General features: G+C 63.0%; 31 protein-coding genes. 20 read left to right on the top strand and 11 right to left on the bottom strand.

Translation table 11 applies throughout. The features are described from left to right. Positions 1-448: 448 nt before the first annotated feature. The 3 genes from SO139_RS06350 to SO139_RS06340 form a co-directional block, all read right to left on the bottom strand. Positions 449-631 carry a hypothetical protein gene (locus SO139_RS06350; RefSeq protein WP_449378627.1) on the bottom strand — a complete coding sequence of 61 codons (183 nt, stop codon included), beginning with the start codon at positions 629-631 and terminating at the stop codon, positions 449-451. Positions 632-834: 203 nt separating this feature from the next. Next, positions 835-1,143: a hypothetical protein gene (locus tag SO139_RS06345; protein WP_449378626.1), complete on the bottom strand. Its 309-nt coding sequence runs from the start codon at positions 1,141-1,143 to the stop codon at positions 835-837. 281 nt (positions 1,144-1,424) lie between these two features. After that, positions 1,425-1,673 (bottom strand): hypothetical protein, encoded by a 249-nt coding sequence (locus tag SO139_RS06340; RefSeq protein ID WP_474799515.1) that lies wholly within the window; start codon positions 1,671-1,673, stop codon positions 1,425-1,427. 554 nt (positions 1,674-2,227) lie between these two features. Between SO139_RS06340 and SO139_RS06335 the strand changes: the two genes are divergently transcribed. Next, positions 2,228-2,632: a hypothetical protein gene (locus SO139_RS06335; protein ID WP_449378624.1), complete on the top strand. Its 405-nt coding sequence runs from the start codon at positions 2,228-2,230 to the stop codon at positions 2,630-2,632. 669 nt (positions 2,633-3,301) lie between these two features. Here the strand turns inward: SO139_RS06335 and SO139_RS06330 are convergent. Further along, positions 3,302-3,490: a hypothetical protein gene (locus SO139_RS06330; protein WP_474799517.1), complete on the bottom strand. Its 189-nt coding sequence runs from the start codon at positions 3,488-3,490 to the stop codon at positions 3,302-3,304. A gap of 660 nt (positions 3,491-4,150) precedes the next feature. Next, complete coding sequence (locus SO139_RS06325) at positions 4,151-4,504, bottom strand: MmcQ/YjbR family DNA-binding protein (protein WP_449378623.1); 354 nt, start codon at positions 4,502-4,504, stop codon at positions 4,151-4,153. Positions 4,505-4,652: 148 nt separating this feature from the next. Between SO139_RS06325 and SO139_RS06320 the strand changes: the two genes are divergently transcribed. From SO139_RS06320 to SO139_RS06300, 5 genes are all read left to right on the top strand, one after another. After that, positions 4,653-5,816, top strand: coding sequence for an MFS transporter (locus SO139_RS06320; RefSeq protein ID WP_449378622.1), 1,164 nt, complete (start codon positions 4,653-4,655; stop codon positions 5,814-5,816). A gap of 119 nt (positions 5,817-5,935) precedes the next feature. Next, the gene (locus SO139_RS06315) at positions 5,936-7,588 is read left to right on the top strand and encodes an acetolactate synthase large subunit (protein ID WP_449378635.1); all 1,653 of its coding nucleotides are present in this window, start codon (positions 5,936-5,938) and stop codon (positions 7,586-7,588) included. A 109-nt stretch (positions 7,589-7,697) separates the two neighbouring features. Further along, positions 7,698-9,500, top strand: coding sequence for a chloride channel protein (locus tag SO139_RS06310; RefSeq protein WP_449378621.1), 1,803 nt, complete (start codon positions 7,698-7,700; stop codon positions 9,498-9,500). A gap of 45 nt (positions 9,501-9,545) precedes the next feature. Further along, positions 9,546-9,887 carry a Lin0512 family protein gene (locus SO139_RS06305; RefSeq protein ID WP_449378620.1) on the top strand — a complete coding sequence of 114 codons (342 nt, stop codon included), beginning with the start codon at positions 9,546-9,548 and terminating at the stop codon, positions 9,885-9,887. A 5-nt stretch (positions 9,888-9,892) separates the two neighbouring features. Beyond that, positions 9,893-10,585 carry a GNAT family N-acetyltransferase gene (locus tag SO139_RS06300; RefSeq protein WP_449378619.1) on the top strand — a complete coding sequence of 231 codons (693 nt, stop codon included), beginning with the start codon at positions 9,893-9,895 and terminating at the stop codon, positions 10,583-10,585. A 40-nt stretch (positions 10,586-10,625) separates the two neighbouring features. Here SO139_RS06300 and SO139_RS06295 read toward each other — a convergent pair whose 3' ends face one another. Then, complete coding sequence (locus tag SO139_RS06295) at positions 10,626-11,153, bottom strand: hypothetical protein (RefSeq protein ID WP_474799521.1); 528 nt, start codon at positions 11,151-11,153, stop codon at positions 10,626-10,628. 256 nt (positions 11,154-11,409) lie between these two features. Here SO139_RS06295 and SO139_RS06290 point away from each other — a divergent pair, with 256 nt between their 5' ends. Continuing rightward, on the top strand, positions 11,410-12,597 hold the full coding sequence (locus tag SO139_RS06290) for a serine hydrolase domain-containing protein (protein WP_449378617.1): 1,188 nt from the start codon (positions 11,410-11,412) through the stop codon (positions 12,595-12,597). Here SO139_RS06290 and SO139_RS06285 read toward each other — a convergent pair. Then, a complete protein-coding gene (locus SO139_RS06285; RefSeq protein ID WP_449378616.1) occupies positions 12,560-13,261 on the bottom strand; it encodes an RtcB family protein in 702 nt (233 codons plus the stop codon). The two genes, SO139_RS06290 and SO139_RS06285, sit on opposite strands and share 38 nt — an antisense overlap. Positions 13,262-13,406: 145 nt before the next feature. On the opposite strand from SO139_RS06285, the gene SO139_RS06280 reads away from it, so the two are divergent. The 4 genes from SO139_RS06280 to SO139_RS06265 are packed head-to-tail and all read left to right on the top strand — an operon-like array spanning position 13,407 to position 15,325. Then, positions 13,407-13,754: an ArsR/SmtB family transcription factor gene (locus tag SO139_RS06280; protein WP_449378615.1), complete on the top strand. Its 348-nt coding sequence runs from the start codon at positions 13,407-13,409 to the stop codon at positions 13,752-13,754. Between the two features lie 11 nt (positions 13,755-13,765). Then, positions 13,766-14,299, top strand: coding sequence for an SRPBCC family protein (locus tag SO139_RS06275; RefSeq protein ID WP_449378614.1), 534 nt, complete (start codon positions 13,766-13,768; stop codon positions 14,297-14,299). A gap of 34 nt (positions 14,300-14,333) precedes the next feature. Then, a complete protein-coding gene (locus SO139_RS06270; RefSeq protein WP_449378613.1) occupies positions 14,334-15,074 on the top strand; it encodes a DUF899 domain-containing protein in 741 nt (246 codons plus the stop codon). Beyond that, positions 15,071-15,325, top strand: coding sequence for a hypothetical protein (locus SO139_RS06265; RefSeq protein WP_449378612.1), 255 nt, complete (start codon positions 15,071-15,073; stop codon positions 15,323-15,325). The genes SO139_RS06270 and SO139_RS06265 overlap by 4 nt, the downstream gene beginning before the upstream one ends. Before the next feature lie 68 nt (positions 15,326-15,393). Here SO139_RS06265 and SO139_RS06260 read toward each other — a convergent pair whose 3' ends face one another. Further along, complete coding sequence (locus tag SO139_RS06260; protein WP_449378611.1) at positions 15,394-15,750, bottom strand: hypothetical protein; 357 nt, start codon at positions 15,748-15,750, stop codon at positions 15,394-15,396. Between the two features lie 758 nt (positions 15,751-16,508). On the opposite strand from SO139_RS06260, the gene SO139_RS06255 reads away from it, so the two are divergent. The 4 genes from SO139_RS06255 (at position 16,509) to SO139_RS06240 (ending at position 18,537) form a co-directional block, all read left to right on the top strand. Further along, complete coding sequence (locus SO139_RS06255; RefSeq protein WP_449378634.1) at positions 16,509-17,168, top strand: DUF429 domain-containing protein; 660 nt, start codon at positions 16,509-16,511, stop codon at positions 17,166-17,168. A gap of 65 nt (positions 17,169-17,233) precedes the next feature. Further along, positions 17,234-17,551, top strand: coding sequence for a hypothetical protein (locus SO139_RS06250; protein WP_474799525.1), 318 nt, complete (start codon positions 17,234-17,236; stop codon positions 17,549-17,551). A 12-nt stretch (positions 17,552-17,563) separates the two neighbouring features. Continuing rightward, positions 17,564-17,710: a hypothetical protein gene (locus SO139_RS06245; protein ID WP_449378609.1), complete on the top strand. Its 147-nt coding sequence runs from the start codon at positions 17,564-17,566 to the stop codon at positions 17,708-17,710. A 122-nt stretch (positions 17,711-17,832) separates the two neighbouring features. Further along, positions 17,833-18,537 carry a glutathione S-transferase family protein gene (locus SO139_RS06240; protein ID WP_498539773.1) on the top strand — a complete coding sequence of 235 codons (705 nt, stop codon included), beginning with the start codon at positions 17,833-17,835 and terminating at the stop codon, positions 18,535-18,537. Position 18,538: 1 nt separating this feature from the next. Here SO139_RS06240 and SO139_RS06235 read toward each other — a convergent pair whose 3' ends face one another. The 3 genes from SO139_RS06235 to SO139_RS06225 all read right to left on the bottom strand — a co-directional run bounded on the left by SO139_RS06235 (position 18,539) and on the right by SO139_RS06225 (position 20,521). After that, on the bottom strand, positions 18,539-19,321 hold the full coding sequence (locus SO139_RS06235; RefSeq protein ID WP_449378633.1) for a sulfite exporter TauE/SafE family protein: 783 nt from the start codon (positions 19,319-19,321) through the stop codon (positions 18,539-18,541). Between the two features lie 3 nt (positions 19,322-19,324). Continuing rightward, positions 19,325-19,957 (bottom strand): TetR/AcrR family transcriptional regulator, encoded by a 633-nt coding sequence (locus tag SO139_RS06230; protein ID WP_449378607.1) that lies wholly within the window; start codon positions 19,955-19,957, stop codon positions 19,325-19,327. A 192-nt stretch (positions 19,958-20,149) separates the two neighbouring features. After that, positions 20,150-20,521, bottom strand: a complete 372-nt coding sequence (locus SO139_RS06225; protein WP_449378606.1) for a tRNA-binding protein — start codon at positions 20,519-20,521, stop codon at positions 20,150-20,152. A gap of 102 nt (positions 20,522-20,623) precedes the next feature. On the opposite strand from SO139_RS06225, the gene SO139_RS06220 reads away from it, so the two are divergent. From SO139_RS06220 to SO139_RS06200, 5 genes are all read left to right on the top strand, one after another. Beyond that, positions 20,624-20,983: an ArsC family reductase gene (locus SO139_RS06220; RefSeq protein WP_449378605.1), complete on the top strand. Its 360-nt coding sequence runs from the start codon at positions 20,624-20,626 to the stop codon at positions 20,981-20,983. 395 nt (positions 20,984-21,378) lie between these two features. Beyond that, positions 21,379-22,134, top strand: coding sequence for an ABC transporter ATP-binding protein (locus tag SO139_RS06215; protein ID WP_449378604.1), 756 nt, complete (start codon positions 21,379-21,381; stop codon positions 22,132-22,134). Continuing rightward, positions 22,127-22,876 (top strand): ABC transporter ATP-binding protein, encoded by a 750-nt coding sequence (locus SO139_RS06210; protein WP_449378603.1) that lies wholly within the window; start codon positions 22,127-22,129, stop codon positions 22,874-22,876. Before SO139_RS06215 ends, SO139_RS06210 begins: the two co-directional genes overlap by 8 nt. 36 nt (positions 22,877-22,912) lie before the next feature. Beyond that, positions 22,913-24,136, top strand: a complete 1,224-nt coding sequence (locus SO139_RS06205; RefSeq protein WP_449378602.1) for an ABC transporter substrate-binding protein — start codon at positions 22,913-22,915, stop codon at positions 24,134-24,136. Between the two features lie 73 nt (positions 24,137-24,209). Continuing rightward, on the top strand, positions 24,210-25,079 hold the full coding sequence (locus tag SO139_RS06200; RefSeq protein WP_284270329.1) for a branched-chain amino acid ABC transporter permease: 870 nt from the start codon (positions 24,210-24,212) through the stop codon (positions 25,077-25,079). Position 25,080 lies beyond the last annotated feature (1 nt).

Raw genomic sequence — 25,080 nt, 5'->3', positions numbered from 1 at the left:
TCGCAGCCAGTGACCATGCCAAACAATGAAGCATCCACTGCCGATCGCGCTTCATTGCGGTACCGCTCGGATCTCTGATCATCCAAGCAGGCGCGCCGGAAGCTTAGCGCAGTTGACCTAGATCAATAGAAGATTAGCACTAGGGCCGAGAACGCCGCTACCGATAGCGCGCCGGCAGCAATTACTATCGACTGAAATAACCGGTCATTCCCCATGGGCGTACCGTCACACTGATGGTGTCGGGGAGCTATGTCGTTTGTGCCAGAACACGGCAAATGTCTGCGGCTGAAAGCCGCGTCACCGTGGTACCGCGAGTGTACGGAGGCGAACAGATCGGTGACCCTGCGTTGGTCTATGATCATTCGCTTGGCCTGCAGCCAAGCACCTCCAGCGGCCCCGGCCTTCCACTCAACCCTATCCCACCGGCCGGGGCCGTCTTTGACTAAGGTCAAAGCCCCGTATGCGGCGCGTCTGCCTTCAAGAGTCGCACATAGGTGCCGCTCTCGTGCAGTTCGAGCCAGCCGCGCTCGACCGCCATCTTGATTCCGGTGCCCAACTCCTCACCGCTGGCCTTCAGCGTGTAGAGAAACGGCGCATTGATCTTCTCGATATGGACGCGGCCGTCTTGCACGGGCTCGATGCCGGCGGCGAGCTCGACGAGCTTGCGTGCTGCGGTTTCCGGATCGGCGAAGGGGCGTGGCCTCGACGTGCTTCATGCGGCGGCCTGATCTTCCTTCGATTCACCGTGCATAGCGACCTTCAGGCCATCATCTTGCAGTGAGCGCTGCAGCGCCTTGGTTTCGTCCCACGGTGCGCGCATGCAGACATCGCCGTTCAGCGCCGATTGGCATCCATGAAATCGTGGATCGAGTTCGGTACCTCGCCAAACTCAAGGTAGCGTTGGCGCAGCTCATCGGCGATATCCATAGTCGCGTCACGGGACCAACCTTCGGCGGTATTGAAGACCACGATGCGGACTGGATGACTATACTGGCCTTCCACTAAGTCGCGGATCAGCGTCTCGCGGTCAGCGTTGTCGGCGTCGGTCTCGCGCCAATAGCAGCCCATCCGACCGAAGTCCTCCAGCACGAGATAGGTGTTTTGGTCGGCCCCTTGAGGCACAATCGATGGCGAGGCACGCATAACGAAACTCCCGGATCAAAGCGTGCCACTAGCCTACATGCCAGTGATCTGCCGCGTCAGTCTACAATTTGTCTCGCCTCACTTCCCCAATAGCCCATCATGCCAGTCCGGCATCTTGTTCCAATGAAGCCGGCACCGCATGTCTGCGCTGCGCTTGCCGCAGGTTCTGTTATCTTGTCTTGTCCGCGCGCACGACGATCTTCAGCGCATCATCTGACAACGAACGCTGCGGCCGCCTTTGCGTTATCCATGGCGCGCGCATCCAGACATCGCGCTCCTCATCAGTCGTCAAGATCACCGCGATCGGCGCGACGAACCGCATTGGCTGCGCCATGCGGCGGTGATGTGTTCCAGATGCTGGAGACCGGCGGCCCACCCGAGCGCGGAGGTGGCGACATCAGCCCCATCTCGCGCTCGTCGCCGGCGTTGCCCACCACCGGAGCCGGATAGTCTGGAACGGCATCGAAGGCAGGTTGCCGACCGGCTGTCGGCGAACAAGCAGCGGAGCAGGCCGTGAACGTCCGATCCACGGCGGCCCTTACTGCTCGTGTAAATCGCGTGCTGCCGCCAAGCCGGAAAAAGGATTGATCCCGTCTTGCTCTTGACGTGATCAGCGTCGGCTTCCGTGCGGGGTGAGCGCTTGTGCTCGCGCCGCAAGTATCGCAGGTAGGCAACGCGGCTCTGGTCGAGTGGAAAGCCGTCACCTTGCCGCTGGATCACGCCTTCAGTTTCGAGCTTGCCGATGTACGTCCGACTGCAATCGAGGTGCAGCGCCAGTACCGACTCGCTGACGGTCTTAGCCTTAGTGGACCGCCGTCGAGAGAGAGCCCTGCCACCGGCGACCGAGCCAGCAATGGTGACGGCCTCTGCCATTAGCGTCATTCATGTTCGTGTCGGCAGGCTACTCTAATTGCGGCATCAACGTGAATGAGGTCGATGAAGCAGTCGTTCACGTAGATGAACGTGAGGTTTGTTTTGATCCAAGTCAAGGCCGCGAAGCTCGCGCACGCGAGGCTTCGGACAGTCGCGGTTAGCGCGATGTGCAGGTGTCCGCGGCTTTCTCTCTGAAACAAGGAGTACGCTGATGTTGCGTCGAATTCTAATCGCCTCGGCAGCCGCAGCCATGCTGCTGGTCACCCTCACTCCCGACGATGCATTCGCCCGCCGCGGCGGCGGCGGTGTGCGAGCGGGAGGATATCGCGGCGGCGCGGTGGCGGTCCGGGGATACCGGGGTGGCGCGGTCGCGGCTCGGGGCTATCGGGGCGGCGCAGTCGCGGCTCGCGGATACCGGGGCGGCGCTGTCGCTGTGCGTGGCGGGCGCTACGGCTATGCAGGGGCGTATCGCGGCTATCGCTACGGAGCCGGTGCGGCGGCAGTGGGCGCGGCTGCGGTCGGCGCGGCTGCGGCGGGCGCCTACTACCGCGGCGGCTGCGGCTACGACAGCTACGGCAACTATGTTTGCCCGGGCGGCGGATACTATCCGTACTGAGCGGCGCGACGCCATTGGTCTGTGGTGCGCGAAGCTGACCATATAGTCATCGGCCGTGCCTACCATGATCACTTTGCCAGTGGCAACGAAATGTTGCCAGCGCGCTGCCTAGTGCAGGTCTTTCTGTGACAACTGGAGACAAACAATGATCAGACCCATCGTCGTCGCGCTCGCGCTGTTCGTTGTGTCCTCAGCGCAGAGCATGCCCTACGTCCCATTACAGCAGCCAAACAATTCGGTCATTCCGGTTCGCCAAGGCTGTGGTCTGGGCCGTCAACTGGTCGATGGCATCTGCGTATCAAACTCCAAGGTGCGTGCCGCAGTCCGCAGGTGCAGCGCTCGAAAAATGCGGATGGTGAACGGTCGCTGTGAACCGCTCGCGCGACCTGCTACCGCGCCTGCCGCGCCGCGACCTGCTGCCGCGGCGCCACCTGCGACGCCGCAACCCTCTGCTACTCCCACTGCGCCTCGTTGACCGGGTGCGCAAGCGACAACGAAATCTGAGGCGGATCGCAGGAAATTAGCCCGCACGGCGTTCGCGCTCTGCGGGCGCGCCGGGCTTCTCGAAGTTGATTGCTTGCATGAATGACCACGCCCCTTTTTGGAGACGCCGAGAGCACGGTGCCCCTGCTGCAACTGCAACCTCGAATTTTCTCGCACCAGATTTTCTCAATAGCTGCGGTCGCGCGTATCCCGCTTTTCGCCTCGCCCCCATAGGACGGCCAGATCGGACAGCGGCTGCTGGATCACGCTGCGCTTCTTGCCCCGCTTGAGTGGTACGTCGAAGCGCGGGTGGTCGCCGTGGAGGTCGAACAGCTCGTCCCTGGGGGCGCCGAGTGGTTGACGGGACCGCAGCAAGGTGACGAGCTCGAACTTGGGTGCCAGGCAAGTCCGGCGGTCATAGGGGAGATCGTCACGGTCTAGGCCATGCCAGAACGTCCTAGTCTCATCCTCGGATAGGACGCGGGTGGGGATGCTCAGGGTCGAGCTTCGGCAGGTTGATACAGAGGCTGGCAGTCACGTAATCGCGCCCGGACTCGGCGGCCCAGTTGAACAGGCCAGAGGCAGCCTTGCGCATGTGGCGCGTTGCTGAGAAGGCCTCCGAACCTGCCCGCGACGATGTCATTCGAGAGCGTGGCGATGTCATGCTTGGCCCCAATGGCGAGCTTCTTGCCGAGGCGGCAACGGGAATCGCGACACAGATGTGAACATCCAGCCCGAACGCCACTGTTTCCATTTCGTTTTTTCGCCTATTGACTCCCCTGCGCAGGGAAGGCCGGGTGTTGTTTCCGGCTCGACCTGTATGCCGCTGTGCAGTTCTTTTGTTTGACCTGCGCGCAGCGGACCGCGGGTGCCAGCCGGCACCCGGTCTTCCCTGCGCCCTCTGTTCCGATGAAGGGTAAGGAGATCAGCAAAGCTCGGGCGAGCAAGCCGCGAGAATGCGAAAGTGTGTCCCCAATTTGAAATGCGAGTTGAGGCGCAACGTCATTGCCCAGCAGCGAGCGCGCTCTGTGACCATCACCCCAGCCGCAACTCCTTCCGCGCCTTGCGCGTCAGCTTCGCAACCACGAGCGCGTGCGCCTGGTCGAGATAGGCAGCGAGCTCGGGGTCGGGCAGGGCATCGTTGTCGACGAGTTGCACCCATTTGGCGCGGGCGAGATAGGGCGCGGGGCGTGCAATACCCTGCTCGATCAGCATCGCGTAAGCCATGTTCGACGTCTTGAACATGAAGCCGCCTGACTGCTGGACGAAGCCGCGGGCGAGCGCGAACATCTTGCCGCCGACCTTGAAAACCGAAGTGCCCTCCCATTGCACAACCTTGGTTGCGGCGGGCAGTCGCAGGCAGTGGGCTTCGAAGCGTTTGGGAGTCATATCAGGGGCAAAAGCGAAAGGAGTCCGGCAAGATCATTGGCGGAGTGCGCGAAGCCCGACAAGCCGAAACTTCCCTGTAGCTTCACAGTTTTGCCCGAGGCACGCTTTACTAGCAGTTCTTCGAATCCTTAGCCCTTGCGGAGTTCCCATGCACACGCTGTCAGCCGACCGGCCGGCGACCCGGCTCGCGACGCGGCTGTCCTTCCTCGTTGCGGGCTTCGGCATCGCCTGCTGGGCGCCGCTGGTGCCGTTTGCCAAGGAACGGCTGGCGGTCGACGACGGCATCCTCGGCCTGCTCCTGCTCTGCCTCGGCATCGGCTCGGTTGCCGCGATGCTGCTGACAGGTGCCTTGAGTGCGCGCTACGGCAGTAAGCCGATCATTCTCGTCGGCGGCTTTGGCCTCGCAGTGATTCTGCCGTGGCTCGTCGTCGCGAGTACGCCGGCCACGCTGGGCCTGGTCCTGTTCGGCTTCGGCGCCGCACTCGGCTCGATTGACGTCGCAATGAATATTCACGCGGTTGAGGTGGAGCGTGCCGCAACGCGTCCGCTGATGTCGGGCTTCCACGCGTTGTTCAGCATTGGTGGATTTGCCGGATCGAGCCTTATGACGTTGCTGCTGTCGATCCATCTCGGCCCGCTCGCGAGCACGCTGATCGCCTCGGCCCTGATGCTGGCCGCGATGATCGTGGCCTGGCCGCTCTTGCTGCGGCGCGCACAGGCGCAGCATGGACCGCTGTTCGTCCTGCCGCACGGCATCGTGCTGGTGCTTGCGGCGCTGGCCGCGATCACCTTTCTCGTTGAAGGTGCCATGCTCGATTGGGGCGCGCTGCTCATCGTGGGCGCCGGCCTCGTGCCGGACACGCAAGGCGGCCTTGGCTACATGCTGTTCTCGATCGCGATGACCGCAGGCCGGCTCGGTGGCGATGCCGTGGTGGCGCGGGTCGGCGATCGCGCCACGTTGATCGTCGGTAGCCTGTTGGCGATTGCCGGCTTCGTCGTGCTGCTCGTCGCTCCGCTCGCCATCGTCGCCATGGCCGGGTTCGTGCTCATCGGCCTCGGCGCCTCGAACCTGGTCCCGGTGCTGTTTCGCCGTGCGGGCTCGCAACAGGCCATGCCCACGGGACTTGCCGTCGCTGCAATCACCACCGCGGGCTATGCCGGTGTTCTGGTCGGCCCTGCGGGCGTCGGATTCGTGGCACGGATCGCGAGCCTGCCGATGGCGTTCGCCATGCTCGGCGCGCTCTTGTGCCTCGTCACGTTATCGGCGGGGATCGTGACGTCGGGCGATCGTCCTCGCGGACGCGGTGCGTGAGGCGGCGCGCCGCATTGTGAGTGGAGTTGTCATGACGGACGGCTACCATGCCGTTCAAGTTTGCCGGCGGAACGCCGGAGACATTGTTGAGGGGAGGCGACATGAGCGGCCAGGCACGGATGGTGAAGGGATCGGATCTGTTTGTTGCTGCCCTCGAGAATGAGGGCGTCGACCGCATCTTCGGCGTTCCCGGCGAGGAAAATCTCGATCTGGTCGAGTCCTTGCGCAACTCCAAAATCGAACTGATCCTGACCCGCCACGAGCAGGCCGCAGCCTTCATGGCCGCGACCCATGGCCGGCTGACCGGCAAGCCCGGCGTCTGTCTCTCCACCCTCGGCCCGGGTGCGCTCAACCTGTCGACGGGAGCGGCCTATGCGCATCTCGGCGCGATGCCGATGATCATGATCACGGGCCAGAAGGCGATCATGAGCAGCCGGCAGGCGCGCTTCCAGATCGTCGATGTCGTTGCGAGCATGAAGCCACTGACAAAACTGGCGCGGCAGATTGTCAGCGCGTCGAGCATTCCGACCGTGGTCCGCGATGCCTTCCGCGTTGCGATGGAGGAGCGGCCGGGACCGGTGCATCTCGAACTGCCCGAGGACGTCGCGGGCGAGGAGGTGGCGTCCGTGCCGGTGGTCCCCGTGCACCCGATCGAGATTCCCGTCGCCCATCGTGCCGCGCTCGATCGCGCCGCCGAGATGATTTTGGCGGCGAAACGCCCGCTGGTCATGATGGGCGCGGCGACCAGTCGGCCGCGGTCGACCCACGGCATCGCGAATTTCGTGCGGCGGACGCAGATCCCGTTCTTCACCACGCAGATGGGCAAGGGCACCGTTCCCGGCGGCACCAATCTCTATATGGGCACCACGGCGTTATCCGAACGTGACTATGTCCACGAGGCCATCGACGCCGCCGACCTGATCATCGCAATCGGCCACGACGCGATCGAGAAGCCGCCCTTCATCATGGGGCCGTCGGGTCCGAAGGTGATCCACGTCAGCTATACGCCGGCAAGCGTCGAGCAGGTCTATTTTCCCGATGCGGAGGTCGTCGGCGACGTCGGGCCGAGCCTCGAATTGCTGGCCGACCGCCTCGAAGGCCGACTGCCGGATGCCGGCGCGCTGTTGCCGTTGCGCGAGCAGATTCTCAGCCATATCGCCGATCGCGCGACTGAATCGCGCTGGCCGCCGACGCCGCAACGAATTGTGCACGACATACGTCAGGTGATGCCGGAAAACGGCATCGTCGCGCTCGACAACGGCATGTACAAGATCTGGTTTGCACGCAACTACCGCACCAGGGTCGCCAATACGCTGCTGCTCGACAATGCGCTGGCGACGATGGGCGCGGGCCTGCCATCGGCGATGATGGCCGCGATGTTGTATCCCGAACGCCGCGTGCTGGCGGTCGCCGGCGATGGCGGCTTCATGATGAACAGCCAGGAGATGGAGACCGCCGTCCGGCTCAAGCTCAACCTCGTCGTGCTGATCCTTCAGGACAATGCCTACGGCATGATCCGGTGGAAGCAGGCAGTCGATCACTTTGCCGATTTCGGCCTGACGTTCGGCAATCCCGACTTCGTCCTGTACGCGAAATCCTACGGCGCCAAGGGCCACCGCATCGAGACGATTGACAGTTTCATGCCGACGCTCGACGCTGCCTTCAGCGACGGTGGCGTTCACCTGATCTCGATCCCGATCGACTATTCGGAGAACGTGCGGGTGTTGGTCGATGAACTCAGGACCCGCGACGAGCACGGCGGGAAGCCGTAGTTTTCGCTAGATCCCCGCGGGTGGGACGGGAAATCATGCCAGCCATTCCCTTGATATATATCGTGTCACGATATATTGGCGTGGCGTCATAATCCTCCCAAGAGTAGTCATGCGCCAGACCCCCGACATAGCCCGCGGGCTTCCGCGTCATCGCGGCAAGCCCGGAGATTTCACGGCGGACGCCCGCGTCCTGGTGCTGATCGGCATGGCCCTGGCTGTCGGTAGCCTCGGGGCGGGGGCCGCATGGGTGCTCTTGAAGCTGATTGCCTTGGTGACGAACCTCATCTGGTTCGGCCATTTCAGCACCGAGAGCGTCTCGCTGGCGAACGCCCGGCCGGGGCTGTGGATGGTGTTGGCGCCCGCGCTCGGTGGCCTCGCTATCGGACTGATGGCGCGTTTCGGCTCCGAGAAGATCCGCGGCCATGGCATCCCCGAGGCGATCGAAGCGATCCTGATCGGCGGCAGCCGGATGCAGCCGAAAGTGGCGATCCTCAAGCCGCTGTCGTCAGCCATTTCGATAGGCAGCGGCGGGCCGTTCGGCGCCGAAGGGCCGATCATCATGACCGGCGGCGCGATCGGCTCGATCTTCGCCCAGTGCTTCCACCTCACGGCCGCCGAGCGCAAGACGTTGCTGGTCGCCGGTGCCGCCGCAGGCATGACAGCGATCTTCGGCACGCCGATTGCGGCGGTGCTGCTTGCAGTCGAGCTCCTGTTGTTCGAATGGAAGCCGCGCAGCTTTCTGCCCGTGGTCACGGGCGCGGTCGTTTCGGCAGCGTGGCGTCCCCTGCTGTTCGGGACGGGTCCGTTGTTTCCGTTCGCGGAGCGGCCCGATCTGCCGTGGTGGGGGCTGGCGGTCGCGATCGGTGTCGGCATCGTTGCAGGCCTCCAGTCCGGACTGATGACGCGGCTGCTCTACGCGGCTGAGGATCTGTTCGACCATGTGCCGTTGCACTGGATGTGGTGGCCGATGCTGGGCGGTCTCGTGGTCGGGCTCGGCGGTCTCATCGATCCGCGTGCGCTCGGTGTCGGCTACGATGTCATCGCCGATCTCCTCTCGGGCCACATGATGCGCAATGAGGCGATCAGGATATTGCTCGTGAAGTCTGTGATCTGGGTCGTTGCGCTGGCTTCGGGGACGTCGGGTGGCGTGCTGGCGCCGTTGCTTATTCTCGGCGGAGCCGCCGGGTGGCTAGAGGGGCAGATGCTGCCTGGTGGCGGGTCGTTCTGGGCGCTGGTCGGTATGGCTGCGATGATGGGCGGCACGATGCGCTCGCCGCTGACAGGCGTGATGTTTGCTGTCGAACTGACCGGCAATCACGACATGCTGCTGCCGCTGCTGGCCGCGACCGGGGCGGCGCACGCCGTCACGGTGCTGCTGCTCAAGCGTTCGATCCTCACCGAGAAGATCGCGCGACGCGGCCAGCACATCACGCGCGAATACACCGTCGATCCGTTCGAACTGTTGCGCGTTGCGGATGTCATGGTGAAGAGCGTCGACACCCTGCCGGTCGACATGCCCGTCGACGCAGCGGTCAAGCTCTTCACGTCGGAGGAGCGGCGGCACAAGTCTTATCCGGTCGTGACCGCGAATGGCCGTCTCGCCGGAATGGTGACGCGCGCCGACGTGTTGCGCTGGCGCACCGAGGGCGATCACCAGAGCGCGACTCTCGACGACGTCGTGTCCGATACATCAGCCGCTGTCGCCTATCCCGATGAAGTGCTGGGGCGGGTCGCCGATCTCATGGTTGCCTCCGATCTCGGCCGCATTCCGGTCGTCGATCGCGAGGCGCATCGGGTGGTCGGCCTTGTCGCGCGCAAGGACCTGTTGCGGATTCGCGCCGTCGTCAATGCGCAGGAGGAGGACCGCAACGCCTATTTCCCGCGCGAAAAGGCGCTTGTGCCGACCAGCTAGATCGCCGAAGCTTGCGCGTCGGAACTACCAACAACAGGACTGGAAATGACCCGCGTACGCTGTATCACAGAGATGGGCATGGGGGTCGACGTCCATGGCAAGGATGCGACCAAGGCGGCCAGGCGCGCGGTGTCGGATGCGATCAGGCATTCCAGCCTCGGATTCTTTCGTATGCTCGGCAAGACCGCCAACGACATGTTCGTCGACGTCACCATCGGGGTGCCGAATCCTGAAGCGGTCGACAAGGTCGCGGTGGCCAAGGAGCTGCCTTACGGCACGGTGACTGTGAAAGCAGTCAAGGGCGGTCTCGAAATTCCGGCCGAGCAGGGCAGCGACGCCATCATCATCGCCAATGCGGCGGTGATCGTAAGCCTCGACAAGGAATAGAGCCCGTGTCCGATTCCGATTTGGCGCTGCTGGACCGACCAATCTGGAACGCGCTGACGACACGACAGTGGCATCTGGCGCAAGGCGGTGCGCGGGCGCTGCGCTTTCCCTCGGCGATCGGACCCTTCGCCGACGTGGTCGATCTGTCGCCAGCAAGCTACGCGGAACTCGCCGAGTTGATGTCGCCGTCCGAATTTGTCGTGCTGTTCACGCATGACGCAGTGGTCGCGCCGGCCGGATTCAAGACGCTGCTCGCCGAGACCGGCGAGCAGATGATCGGCACGCCCGTCGAAAGCCCGCTCCATGATGCCGAGATCGTCACGCTCGGGGTCGATGACGTTCCGGCGATGGTGGCATTGACCGCGTTGACCAGGCCCGGTCCGTTCAGCAAACGGACGCACGAGCTCGGAACCTTTCTCGGCATCCGTGTCGGTGGTGACCTGGTCGCGATGGCCGGTGAACGGATGAAGCCCGGCAATTTCACGGAGATGACGGCAATCTGTGTGCATCCCGATCACCGCGGCCGCGGCTATGCGCAGACGCTGCTTGGAGCGATTGCGCGCCATATCGTGGCGCGAGGCGAAATTCCCTTCCTGCACGTGTTTTCCAACAATGCATCTGCGATCGCGCTCTATCAGCGGCATGGGATGCGAATCCACCGTCGCCTGCATGTGACCGTGTTGCAGAAAGAGGGATGAGGCTCGGTAGGCCTGGGACCGAGCCTTCCCTGCCTCGCGCTCAGGTCTTGTAGTCGACGAGCAGTGAGCTCGACGCGGAGGAGGACGACACGTTGCCGCTGGAGCTGTAGGAGGTCGACTGGCTGGTCGCATTCTGAAGCAGTGCGATCAGCTCTTTCATCAGGTCAGCGCTGCTGGTGGACGAGGAGCTGGAGTCGGTGCTGCTCGTGCTCGATGAGTCACTGCTCGCATCCGGCGGGGGAGGAGGAGCGCCGGCACCATTGGAGAACGTATTGGCGAACACGTTTTTCAGCTCATCCGCCTGATCGCTGGTGAGCTTGCCGCTCGACACCTCGTTCTGGATGAGATTGTCAATTTTCGACTGCATCTCGTCGGGCGAAGGCGGCGTCGAGGAGCTCGAACTGGAGCCGTCGCTCTTGAGTGCGGAATCGATGTCATCGAGCGCGGACGAGAGTGCAGACTCGTCGCTCGAGCTGATCGTGCCCGCGGAGACTTCCTTGGTGAGCTCGCTCTTGAGCAGATCAAGCGGCGAATAGGAGCTGGTAGATGTAGCAGCGATCGAGGTCATTGCCGGTCACCGTTGATTGGATTGAGATACGCCTAACATGGGTGTGAGGCTAAAGGTCGCGCCCTTAACGCGCTCTTGCCGGGCGCTTGCCTGGAAGGTTGCAGAGCTTTTCGCTCTGTTGCTCGCATCCAAATGAACACGCGGCGAAACAAAAATGTCGGCGCTGGCATGCACCGGCGCCAGCTTGAAGGAAGGGCTTTCCTGCCGGGGATTCGGCGTTGTATCGATGTCAACCAGCTCACGGAGACAGCAGCAGATGGACGCCAGGACACCCAAATTTTCCGCCGCACGGACGGCAATGCAGCGCTACGTCGATCAGGAGATCGTCGCCGGTGTGTCCTGGGCGGTGCTGCGCGGGCGGGATGTCGTCGACCAGCAATGCGTAGGGCTGGCTGATCGCGAGGCGAACGTGGCGCTTCGGCCCGATCACATCTTCCGCGCGTTTTCCAACACCAAGATCGTCGTCACTTGCGCGATCATGCTGCTGGTCGAGGAGGGCCGCATCGGCCTTGACGACGCGATCGAGAAATTCCTGCCGCAACTCGGCAATCGCAAGGTGCTGAAGCAGAGGGCGACGAGCCTCGCCGACGTCGAACCGGCGCGCAGCCCGATCACGATCCGCCAGTTGCTGACGCATACATCGGGCCTGAGCTACGGGTTATTTGATCCCGGCACGGTGCTGTTCAAGGGTTACAACGAGGCGCGCGTCCTCAATCCGCTGACGTCGCTCGGCGACATGATCGATGGGCTCGCCAGGCTTCCGCTGTCCTATCATCCCGGCACTGGCTGGGAATATTCGGTTGCGACCGACGTGCTCGGCCGTGTCGTGGAGGTCGTCTCCGGCAAGGCGCTCGATGCCTTCTTCAAGGCGCGCATCTTCGATCCACTCGGCATGGTCGATACCGTTTTTTCCGTGCCGAAAGCCGAGCAGGGCAGGCTGGTCGCCTATTATCGCGGCGCCGATGTGCTCGATCCGATGAAACCGGGCCTCTGGCGGATCGACGATCAGCCCTATCCGCAAGCCTATCGCCGGCCGTTCCCGCGGCTGTCGGGCGGCGGCGGGCTGGTCTCTACCCTGCCGGATATGCTCGCGCTGGTGCGGGCGCTGTTGCCGGGATCGGGCGAACTCTTGAAGCCCGAGACGCTGCGGCAGATGATGACGAACCAGCTTGGCAATGGCCAGACCATCCGTTTTGCGAACCTCGGGACCATTCCCGGCAAGGGATTTGGGCTCGGCGGCGCCGTCACCTTCGCACCGTCGCCCTTTGATCCCCCGAATTCGACTGGCGAATTCCAGTGGGGCGGCGTCGCCGGCACACATTGGTGGATATGCCCAGCGGCCAATACGGCCGGCGTGCTGATGGCGCAGCGCGCGATGGGCTTCTGGAATCCGTTCTTCTTTGAGTTCAAGCGCCTCGCTTATGAGGCGCTTGGGGCAGGCTAACGCCCCCGCGAAGATCGCTGGAAGCGAACGGCGCAAACGAAGTGGGAGGCATCGCCTCCCACTTTACTATTTGCCTCTGCCGATGCGCTTCCATATCGCTCTCACGCCACGCATCGCCATCGTCGAACAGCTCCTGCTCGGCGCGCTCGGCATTGGCCCGGCCGACCCCGAAGGAGATCGTCTTCGCGACGTCGCGGATGATCGTGGGTACGATCGCCGAGATGTTCTCGAAACACGTGTCGAGACGCGCAGCCATGTTGCCGCAGCCGATGTCGAAGCCGACGCCGGAGATGCTGATCTGCTTCTCATACGCGATGACCCCGCCGACCGGCTGGGCGTAGCCGAGATGGCCGTCGGCGCAGATCACGCCGGATACGACGTTGCCGACCGCCATGCAGTTGCGCATCTGCGCCACGGTCGCCTCATCATGCTCGCCGAAGATCTTCAGCGGTGCATTCTTGAAGCGATCATCTTGCGGGCGGAGGTTCGCGATCTCGCTCGCGGCCGCGCTGGTCTCGCGTGCCAGCTGCTCCTTCCGCGCGGCATCTCGACAGAGACACCAGGCCGGCTGGCCGCGTCCTTCGCCAACGCGCGAATCCGGATCGACGCCGGCGGCGAGGCACAGTTCGCGGGCACGTTCCTGGTAGGGGTCGGGTCGTCGCATGGTCTTGCTCCTACTTCATTCCGCGCGCGCCGTCTGGCTCGCTCGGGTCCTTGCCGGCTGGCTCGAGTTGCCCAGAGCCGCCGGAACTCAAAAATAATTAAACCGATCGGTTGACAATCGATCCCGACCGATTATGTTAAACCATATGGTTGAGCAATTCTCGCATCTAGACGCCGTTTTTCATGCCCTCGCGGATCCAACGCGGCGGGCAATGCTTGGTCATCTGGCGGAACGGGAGCTCACGATCGGGGAGCTTGCGACACCGTTCAGCATGAGTTTCGCGGGTGCCTCGAAGCACGTTCGGGTGCTCGAGAATGCAGGCCTCGTCACACGCACGATCCGCGGCCGTACCCATCTGTGTCGGCTGCAAGCTGCACGGCTCGCCGAAGCCGATGCCTGGTTGCGACGTTACGAACGCTTCTGGAATGACAGGCTCGACTCGCTGGAGGCGTTGCTGCGCGCCGAAGACGAGGCGAAGGCAAAAAAGAAGTGAGGAGCAGAACGATGGATGCAAAGACCAAGCCCGATGCCTATGGCGAACTGATCGAACCGACGACGCTGAAGCTTCAGCGCCTGCTGCCCGGCCCGATCGAGCGCGTTTGGGCGTATCTCACCGACAGCGACCTTCGCAGCAAATGGCTGGCGGCGGGCGTGATGGAGACCAGGGTCGGAGCGCCCTTCGAGCTCGTCTGGCGCAACGATGAGCTCAACGATCCCCCGAGCAGGCGCCCGGCCGGCTTTCCCGAAGAGCATCGGATGCAGAGTCGGATTACCGAGTGCGATCCGCCGCGAAAGCTTTCGATTGCCTGGAGCAACAGCGGCGACGTGACCTTCGAGCTGGAGCCGAAGGGAAAGGGCGTGGTGCTCACCGTGATCCATCGTCGTCTGCCCGACCGCCCGACCATGCTCAAGGTCGGCGCCGGTTGGCACATGCATCTCGACATTCTGGTCGCGCGGATCTCCGGCGAGGAGCCGGCGCCGTTCTGGGATGGCTGGGCCCGGCTTCAGCAGGACTACGACCGGCGGCTGCCGGCCTGACGGAACGCACCAAACAACAAACAGGAGGTCAGCTATGCAGACTCATGTCGTTTCGGCGCAGGAGTGGGAAGCTGCGCGTCAGCAGTTGCTCGTCAAGGAGAAGGCTGCAACCCGAGCCCGTGACGCACTGGCCGCTGAGCGGCGGCGGATGCCGTGGCTCGCGGTGGAGAAGAGTTACGCGTTCGAGGGACCCACGGGTAAAGCGAGCTTGCTCGACTTGTTCGAGGGCCGACATCAGCTCATCGTCTACCGCGCATTCTTCGAGCCGGGCGTGTTTGGCTGGCCGGACCACGCCTGCCGTGGCTGCTCCATGGTGGCCGACCAGGTCGCCCATCTCGCTCATCTGAACGCGCGCGATACCACGCTCGTCTTTGTCTCGCGTGCGCCGCAGGCGGACATCGCACGCCTCAAGGCGCGGATGGGATGGGAGATGCCCTGGTACACGATCACGGACAGCTTCGACGCTGACTTCGGCGTCGGCGAATGGCACGGCACCAACGTGTTTTTCCGCGACGGCAGCAAAATCTTCCGCACCTATTTCATCAACAACCGCGGCGATGAGCAGATGGGAGGTACCTGGAACTACCTCGACATCACGCCGCTCGGCCGGCAAGAGGTGTGGGAAGACTCGCCCGAGGGCTATCCCCAGACGCCGACCTACAAGTGGTGGAACTGGCATGACAACTACGAGGCAGGTGCGGCGCCCGACAAGAGATGGGTCGAGGTGTCGGATGCCGGAGAGGCGGCGTTCCGCAAACAGAGCGCAAAGTCGTGAGCAAGACCGCGGCGATCGGCGCGGCCAATTGGCTACGCCTCGCGGCCGCGCCGACCTTCGCGATCATGGCGCTGCTGACGGCCGTTCTTGGCGGCGGATCGCCGGATGCGTTGTGTTCGACAGCGGGGGCGTCGCCGTTCGGTGGAATGGTCCCGATGTACCTGCTGATGAGTGCCGTCCATCTGGCGCCCTGGCTGAAGTTGGTCGGTAGCCGCGCCAGGCTGTCTCGCGTGGGTGAAGGCCAAGCGTAAGAGCGCAAGATCGTCAAACCAAGTGACCCGGGCGCGGGATGCCGCGCCCGGGTCGTTCGTGGGACGCATCAGTGCAGCGTCGTCTCCGACGCCGCGATCCACGCGACCACGGCCTCCGAGAAGCCGTTGACGCGGGTCCAGCCGCCGTGGCCGACGCCGTGTTGATACGAGGCGATGTTGACCAGCGTTCCGCTCGCCGCAGGATCCGGCACGCGGTCGTGGCTCTGCTCGTCGGTGAAGACGATCAGGCGGTCGCCCTTGCGGTCGATCTCGGACACCGCCTTGCCGAGATAGGTCCCGCTATGAGCCTGCGAGTTGATGATCGCATCCCTCAGCGCAAAGCCGCGGCGGGGAGGGACCTTCACCACCTCACTGCTGAAGGTGAAGATCTCGACCTCACCGCAGACCGCGGGCGAGGATCGCAAGGCTGCACGCGGCCTCCGCGCGCGTCATTCCCGACTGCGCCGAAGCATTCGCATCGGCCTAGATGGGTACCCTGGGGAACGGGCGATATCGGCTTTAAGTGACAGCAACACAGCGCTCTCCTTGCGGAGAGAAACTGCGCCGGGCCGCGTGCAAGCCTTTCCGAGGCCGCATCCCGGTGCGTGCGTCAAAGGCGGGATTCGAACCCGCTTCACCGTGGAGGAAGTATCCGACATCTTCACCACCAGCGTCGGTTGAGCCGCGAAGATCGCGGCAAACCGATTCACGAAAATTCTATCGCGGCGCTGTCAACGCGCCGCTGTTTGCGAATCATTCGGGTTCGCTCTGCCATCGGTGTCCGGCTCATCGCCTCGTTCCCTCCGGCAGGCCCCGCGCGCTTGGGCACGCGCCTCTCGAGCGCGAGCCCCGGGATCCGGGTCTCCCGTTCCGGCATTTGCCGGGAAGTTCGAACGGGCCGCGCGGCTGGCAACAAAAAACCCTCCGGAGCGGCTGGCTCGGGAGGGTCGTGAGAAGCGGACTGTCGATCTCGCTTTCAAGCGAGATCGCTCCCATGAGCCGGGCATGCGCTATCGATCGGTCCGAGACCGTTCGACAGTCGCGCAAATCTTTCGTAGCGGTGGTTCATCACTCGGTTCATGGTCGTTTCGCGAACGGAAGTGTTCGCGAGGGCGCGGGACATACGCTCGCAACTTGCGGATGTTCAAGCGTGCTCGAAGACATGAAGCAGGCGGAAGAGGGGATGCCAAACTATCTCGGCCTGGACGGCTTTCGGTTGGGGTGGGTCGCGGCCTGGATTGATGGGCGTGGCGATCATGGGTTCGACTATGCGCCGGGCCTCACGCGCTTGCTCGCCATCCCACACCAGCGCGCGATGATCGACATGCCCATCGGATTGAAGGAGACAGGCTATCGGGTCTGCGATCTTCGTGCCCGCGAGCTGATCGGCGCTGCCGTCTTTCTTGGCGCGCGTCGCGATCTCTGGACGTTTCCGGACATGGCAGCCGCGAACCGGCATTATTGGCAGCGGGGCGACAAGGGCGTGTCGTGCCAGCTCTGGAACATCAGGGACAAGATCAGAGAGCTCGATGATGTCATGACACCGGAGCGTCAGACGACGATCTGCGAAGCGCATCCGGAGTTGATCTTCTGGACTCTCGCGGGCGAGTGCAGGCTGGAACGAAAGACATCGGCGACCGGGCGCGAACGGCGCATTCAACTGCTGGAGAAGCAGGGCTTTGCCAAGCTCCGGAAATGGCTGATGCAGCGTCACGGCACCGGCATCGGGCGTGACGATCTGATCGATGCATGTGCCTGCGCGATCGCTGCGCGTGACAGCACCAGACGCCTCGATGGCGAAGATCCTGATCCGCGCGGGTTGCGGATGGAGATCAACTATTGAGAGCAATCAGCTCCCCGATCGCTTCGACCTTCGGTGCGGCCGAGACACGCACGGCGCTGCTTGAGATGCTGCCGAAGTTGACCTTCCTGGTGCTCCAGCCTCAAAGCTCTGGCTTCATACTCCTCGGCCATCGCCCGCAGCCGTCGCACGGCTTCGTTATGGGCAAGGTCGTCCGCGACCCGGCGACAGCGCTCGGCGTGATCGAGCAAGGCGTGCTTCTCGATGTTCATCTCCCGATAACGCCGGCATGGCTCAATGGTCCCTCGCTCTGGGGTCGGAACAGAGTGCCCGCCTGGTATTCGGAATGGGAAAGAGTGGCAATCTTTTCGCGGGAGCAGGGAACATGCAGAACGAGCCAGCGTTTAGACATCAAGTTTTGCTGAGGGACAAATGCAATGAACGATGTCAGCCAATTGGCGACCGCGATGCTTGCGATCGCCTTTACGGCGATGTTGCTGGTGACGGGGCAATGGTTCATGGAGTATCGGCTGCAACATGAGACGATGACTCCGATCGCAGCGATGATGAGGCTGCCACCATAGATGCGTCGGGCCGCCCCGCGCCGGACCTCGTGACCAGAACGTGCAGGCACAACCAGTGATCTTGCGTCGTTCCACGCCTCGCCTACATTAGATGCGCTCCAACACACGCATCCAAGGTCCTGATGTCCGATCTCTCAACCTTCCCCATCACCAAACGCTGGCCCGCGAAGAATCCCGAACTCCTTCAACTCTACTCCCTGCCGACGCCGAACGGCGTCAAGGTCTCGACCATGCTCGAGGAGATCGGGCTGCCTTACGAGGTGCATCTCGTCGACTTCGGCAAGGACGACCAGAAGACGGCGGAATTCCTCTCGCTCAATCCGAACGGCAAGATTCCGGCGATCCTCGATCCCAACGGTCCCGGCGGCAGGCCGTTGCCGCTGTTCGAATCCGGTGCGATCCTGCAATACCTCGCCGAGAAGACCGGCAAGCTTCTGCCGCAGGACGCGGCGCGCCGCTACCAGACCATCCAGTGGGTGCATTTCCAGATGGGCGGCATCGGGCCGATGTTCGGCCAGGTCGGCTTCTTCCACAAATTCGCCGGCAAGGATTTTGAGGACAAGCGGCCGCTCGAGCGCTACGTGGGCGAGTCCAAGCGCCTGCTCGGTGTCATGGAGATGCATCTTGCGGGCCGGCAGTGGTTCATGGACGACGACTACACCATCGCCGACATTTCCATGCTCGGCTGGGTTCGCAATCTCATCGGATTCTATGGCGCTGGCGATCTCGTCGAATTCAGCCAGTTCAAGTCGGTCGCGGCCTGGCTCGAACGCGGCCTTGTGCGTCCGGCCGTACAGCGCGGGTTGAACATTCCGAAGCGGCCCTGAATCAGCTCAACGCCTTCCAGGTCATGTAGAGTGCCATCAGCGAGACGAGCCCGATCATGATCCGGCGCAGCACCGATTTGCTCACGCCATTGGCCATGCGTGCGCCGAGATCGGTGCCGATCCAAAGGCCGGCGAGAATACCGATGATGGCCGGCCAACCGACCACGAGCCCCTTGCTCCAGTAGATCCAGGCCGCCGGAATGTTGGTCGGGATGACCGAGAAGATGAGGCTGACGAGTTGGGCCTGATGCTGCGGCACGCGCAGGCCCGCGGCGAGGCCGACAGTGATCGCAAGTCCGCCGCCGATGCCCATGAAGCCGGAGGAGAAGCCGGCCAGCGTGCCGATGAGGAACAGTGGGAGCCCGGGCAATTTGTCGGGATCACCAACCTCGCTACTGGCGTCCTTGCGGTCACGCCGCAGAACGAGCGCTGCGATGAGCGCAACGAGGTAGACGACGTAGGTCCATTGCAAGACCGAGTCGGACACCGCGGCCGCGGTGTAACCGCCGCTCGCACCGCCGACGAGAAATCCTGTGCCGATCCAGGCGATCCATTGCAACGGGCTGCGATTACCGCTCTGCCAGTAGCGGCGCACCCCGGCGAGGCCCGTCGGAGGCACCTGGGCGATTAGCGAAGTACCCTGGGCGATGTGCTGCTCCGCGCCAAGCAGCAGCACGCAGAAGATCACGAGACCGCCACCAGGGCTCGTGCCCATGAAGCCCGACGTCACCCCTCCGACGAGGCCTACGCCGACACCTGCGAGCAGGTCATGGATCCAGGACATCATTCAAGCCCTGGTCGTTCGTTCGACGTCGGGTTTGGTGGTGCGGAAGCCGTCGATCACGCCGGTGACGGCCGCCATGCAGGCATTGATGTCGAGCTCCTCGCCCCAGCATTTCTGCAGTACGAAGCCCTGGAAGATCGCGATCAGCACGCGTGCGATCGCATCCGCGCCGAGATCGCGCTTGATGAGGCCATCGTGCTGGGCCCGCTCGACCAACGCGATGATCAGCGCGCGTGGCATGTCGATGCCTTCGACGACGCTGGCGCGGACGCGGCGGTTGCGCAGGGCCTCGGCCCAGCCGTGGATTCCGACGCGCCGGCGCGCCTCGCCGGCGGGATCGGTGAGCCATTGCGCGTAGACGCGGACCAGCGCCTGCAAATGCTCCAGCGGATCGGCCGACCCATGCGCGACCGAGTTGAGCACGGCCTCGCGGCGATGCCGGTCGTCGGCCAGCGCCTCGATGAGATCGTCCTTGCTCTGGAAGTAGAGGTAGACGGCCCCGTGGCTCAGCCCGGACCGTTTGACGATGTCGGCCATGCCGGTCTGGTGGAAGCCGTTTTCGGAAAAGCAGGCGAGGGCGGCCTCGAGAATCTGCTGGCGGCGGTTCTCACGCTGTCTTTCGCTGATCTTCGGCATGACGGCTCGCTCGCTAAATAACTGACCAGATGATCGTTTTGATTGAGCTTTATCCTTCTTCGTTCGAGGAGAACGAAATTATAAAAACCGATCAGTCAGTCATTTTATCACTGACGATCGACCTCGTCAAGCCGGCCATCGCTGGCATGCCAGAAATCGAACGACGTTACGTTGGCTGGTGGACTGAGGTGGCTAGAACAGCCGGCCGCCGTTCGGCACGGGTTTGCTCGGCTGCATCAGCACGACCTTGCCCTCGGCGTCGGGGAAGCCGAGCGTCAACACCTCGGAGACAACCGGCCCGATCTGGCGCGGAGGAAAATTGACGACGGCTGCGACTTGCTGTCCCACCAGCGTTTCCAACGGATGGTTTTCGGTGATCTGCGCCGAGCTCTTGCGCACGCCGATCACGGGGCCGAAATCGATCCACAACCGCCATGCAGGCCTGCGCGCTTCGGGGAACGGTTTTGCGTCGACGATGGTGCCGACGCGGATGTCGACCTTCAGAAACGTGTCGAAGTCGATGGTCGGCGCCGCGGCGGCAGTGGAATCGTGATTGACGTGCATGGTGAAATCCGTGTGGCGAGCTGGGTGGCGAATATTGTGGGGCGCGCCGTAGTTTCGTACAACGCCGATCATCGTCACGCGACCCATGCATGAGGAGCGGCCTTGCCCACCACCATTTATGGCATCAAAAACTGCGACACCATGAAGAAGGCGCGCGCTTGGCTGGATTCCAACGGAGTGGCCTATGATTTCCACGACTACAAGGCCGCTGGCGTCGAGAAAGAGAAGCTCAAGGCGTGGAGCGAAAAGGTCGGCTGGGAGACGTTGCTCAACCGTGCTGGCACCACCTTCAAGAAGCTTGCCGAGGCCGACAGGGAGGGCCTCAACGAAAAGAAGGCGCTCGCATTGATGCTGGCGCAACCCTCGATGATCAAGCGGCCCGTCCTCGAGACGGGCGGCAAGCTCCTGGTCGGATTCAAGCCGGACATCTATGCCAAGGAAGTCGGCGCCAAGAAACGCTAAAGGCGAGCTTCGCTGATCGTCTTCGTTGACGCGATGACGTGGGTGATTCTGTCATCGGTTGGTTCAGGAGATCACGTTGCCTGATCGATTGGCGACTGACGGAGCGGGCTGGCGGAGCCTGCGAAAGACCGTTAACGACGGCTTGGATGACCGGTGCTTTGCGCGCGAGGTCATCGGCAGGTGCGACATCAATGTCTTCGACTAAGGGAGCATCTGTCCCGCGGGTCGGCAATGTGACCGGCACAGCTTTCCGCCTTGCCTAACCCCCGTCACCTCCGGCATATTCCGCCGCCGGAGGCGGCGTTCCGGAAAGGGCTCCAAGGCTTCCGGAAAGCCGATAGCAATAAGCAAAGCCACGCGCGGCCAGCGCGTCGCGCGGGCAGGGGGAAATTTGTTTGGCCGATGAGTTCATTCTCGAAACGGAAGGGCTGACCAAGGAGTTCGCGGGATTCTTCGCCGTCCGCGATGTCGCCCTCAAGGTCCGCCGTGGGAGCATTCACGCGTTGATCGGTCCGAACGGGGCCGGGAAGACGACGTGCTTCAATCTCCTGACCAAGTTCCTCAGGCCGTCTGCCGGAAAAATCCTCTACAAAGGCCAGGACATCACCGCGATGGCGCCGGCCGACGTCGCGCGCATGGGATTGGTGCGCTCGTTCCAGATCTCGGCGGTGTTTCCGCATCTCACGGCGCTGGAAAACGTGCGTGTTGCGCTTCAGCGCCAGCACGGCAGCTCGTTCGATTTCTGGCGCTCCAAGTCCGTGCTCAACCGTTTCAACGATCGCGCGCGCGAGTTGTTGTACGATGTCGGCCTCAGCGAGTTTGCCAACACGCCCGCGGTCGAGATGCCCTATGGGCGCAAGCGCGCACTCGAGATCGCAACCACGCTCGCGCTCGATCCGGAGATGATGCTGCTGGACGAGCCGATGGCCGGCATGGGCCACGAGGACATCGACAAGATCGCGGCGCTGATCAAGCGCATCTCCGCGAAATACACCATCCTGATGGTCGAGCATAATTTGAGCGTCGTGGCCAATCTTTCCGACATCATTACCGTGTTGACGCGCGGGCAGGTGCTTGCTCAAGGCCATTATAGCGAGCTCACCAAGGACGAGCGCGTCAAGGAAGCCTATCTGGGAGCCGGTCATGCCTGACACTGCGATCGCCGAGGCACCGGCGAAGGCTGCAACGACCGGCGGCAATATCCTCCAGGTGCGCAACTTAGAGGCCTGGTACGGCGAGTCCCACATCCTGCACGGGATCAATTTCGACGTGAATGCGGGCGAGGTCGTCACGTTGCTCGGGCGCAACGGCGCCGGCAAGACGACCACGCTGAAGTCGATCATGGGCGTCATCGGCAAGCGCACCGGCTCGGTGCGGTTCAACAACCAGGAGATCATCCGCGCGACCTCGGACAAGATAGCCCGCATGGGGATTGCCTTCTGCCCCGAGGAGCGCGGCATCTTCGCGAGCCTCGACGTGCGCGAGAACCTGATGCTGCCGCCGATCGTGCGGGCCGGGGGGCTGTCGCTCGACCAGATCTTCGAGCTGTTTCCGAACCTCAAGGAACGCCTGAGCAGCCAGGGGACAAAACTCTCCGGAGGCGAGCAGCAGATGCTGGCAATTGCGCGCATCCTGCGCACCGGCGCGAGCTTCCTCATGCTGGACGAGCCGACGGAAGGTCTTGCACCCGTCATCATCCAGCAGATTGGCCATACCATTGCGCGGCTGAAGAAGGAGGGTTTTACCATCCTGCTGGTCGAGCAGAACTTCCGCTTCGCCTCCACGGTCGCCGACCGCTATTATGTCGTCGAGCATGGCAAGATCATTGACGGATTCTCCAATGCGGAGCTTGCTGCCAATATGGACAAGCTCCACGCCTATCTCGGCGTCTAGAACTGCCAACGAGAAACTTCAAAAAAGGAAAGTTGCATGAAGACCAGGTCAATTGCGTCATTTCTGCTCGGCACCGCGCTGTCGCTCACAGCAGTGGGCGCCGCTTGCGCACAGGACAAGACCGTCAAGATCGGCGCGCTGTCCGATCAGTCCGGTCTCTACGCCGATCTCGGCGGCCCCGGCTCGACGCTGGCGGCGCAAATGGCGGTCGAGGATTCCGGCCTTGTTGCCAAGGGCTGGAAGATCGACATCATCTCCGGTGATCACCAGAACAAGCCGGACATCGGCACCGCGATCGCGCGGCAATGGTTCGACGTCGACAAGGTCGATGTCATCGTCGACGTGCCGAATTCCGGCGTGGCGCTGGCCGTCAACAACGTCATCAAGGAGAAGAACGGGGTCTACATCAATTCGGGTGCTGCGACCTCCGATCTCACCAATGCGCAGTGCTCGCCCAACACCGTGCACTGGACCTATGACACCTATATGCTCGCCCATACCACGGGCCAAGCGCTGGTGAAGGCGGGCGGCGACACCTGGTTCTTCCTGACTGCCGACTACGCCTTCGGCGCGGCGCTCGAGCGCGACACGACGGCGGTGGTGCTGGCCAATGGCGGTAAGGTTGTCGGCGGCGTCAAGCATCCGCTCAACACGCCGGACTTCTCCTCCTTCCTGCTCCAGGCGCAGTCGTCCAAGGCCAAGGTCATCGGCCTTGCCAATGCCGGCGGCGATACCACCAACTCGATCAAGCAGGCGGCCGAGTTCGGCATCACCAAGGGCGGCCAGAAGCTCGCCGCGCTGCTTCTGTTTCTCACCGACGTCAAGGCGATCGGGCTCGAGACCGCGCAGGGCCTCAACTTCACCGAGACCTTCTACTGGGACATGAACGACCAGACTCGCGCCTTCTCGAAGCGCTTCGCCGGGAAGATGAAGAACAGCGCTCCGCCGACCATGGTGCAGGCGGGCGTCTATGCGGGCCTGCGTCATTACTTCAAGGCGCTGGAAGCGCTTGGCGGCAATCCGCACGACGGCGTCAAGGTCGTCGAGAAGATGAAGTCGATGCCGACCGAGGACGATCTGTTCGGCAAGGGCGAGATCCAGCCGAACGGCCGCAAGATTCACAACGCCTATCTGTTCGAGGTGAAGAAGCCCTCCGAATCCAAGGCGCCGTGGGACTTCTACAAGCTGGTCGGCACGGTGCCGGGCGATCAGGCCTTCACACCGCTGTCCGAAAGCAAGTGCGCGCTGTTGAAGAAGTAAGCGGCAATAACGGTTCGCCGGCCAATGCCGGCGAACCACATGAGGAACGCTGAAGGGACTGGGTGCGGGATCGATGCAGGCTCTCTATGCACAGCTACTGGTGGGACTGATCAACGGCTCGTTCTACGCGCTGCTCAGTCTCGGGCTTGCCGTGATCTTCGGCATGCTGAACATCATCAATTTCGCCCATGGCGCTCTCTACATGATGGGCGCGTTCGTCGCGTATTTCCTGCTCAACAATGATTACCTCAGTATCGGCTACTGGCCAGCGTTGATCATCGCGCCGATCGTGGTCGGGATCTTCGGCATGATCCTGGAGCGGACCATGCTGCAATGGCTGACCGGGCTCGATCATCTCTATGGCCTGCTGTTGACGTTCGGTCTGGCTCTCATCATCCAGGGCGTGTTCCAGAACTACTTCGGCTCGTCCGGTCTGCCTTATGCCATTCCCGACCAGCTCAAGGGCGGCATGAATCTCGGCTTCATGTTCCTGCCCATCTACCGCGGCTGGGTGGTCGTCTTCTCGCTGGTGGTGTGCCTTGCGACCTGGTTCCTGATCGAGAAGACCCAGCTCGGCGCCTATTTGCGCGCCGCGACCGAAAACCCGACGCTGGTGCGCGCCTTCGGCATCAACGTGCCGCGCATGATCACGCTGACTTACGGGCTCGGCGTCGGCCTTGCCGCGCTCGCCGGCGTGCTCTCCGCGCCGATCAACCAGGTGCGGCCTCTAATGGGTGCCGACCTCATCATCGTGGTGTTCGCGGTGGTGGTGATCGGCGGCATGGGATCGATCATGGGCTCGATCATCACCGGCTTCGCGCTCGGGGTGATCGAAGGCCTGACCAAGTATTTTTACCCTGAGGCCTCCAACACCGTCGTGTTCGTGCTGATGGTGCTGGTGCTGCTTGTGAAGCCAACGGGACTGACGGGAAGGGCGGCCTGAT

Source organism: Bradyrhizobium sp. UFLA05-89, from assembly GCF_059803475.1.
Note: the sequence above shows the minus strand (reverse complement) of the source record. Positions and strands in the feature narration are given on the sequence as shown.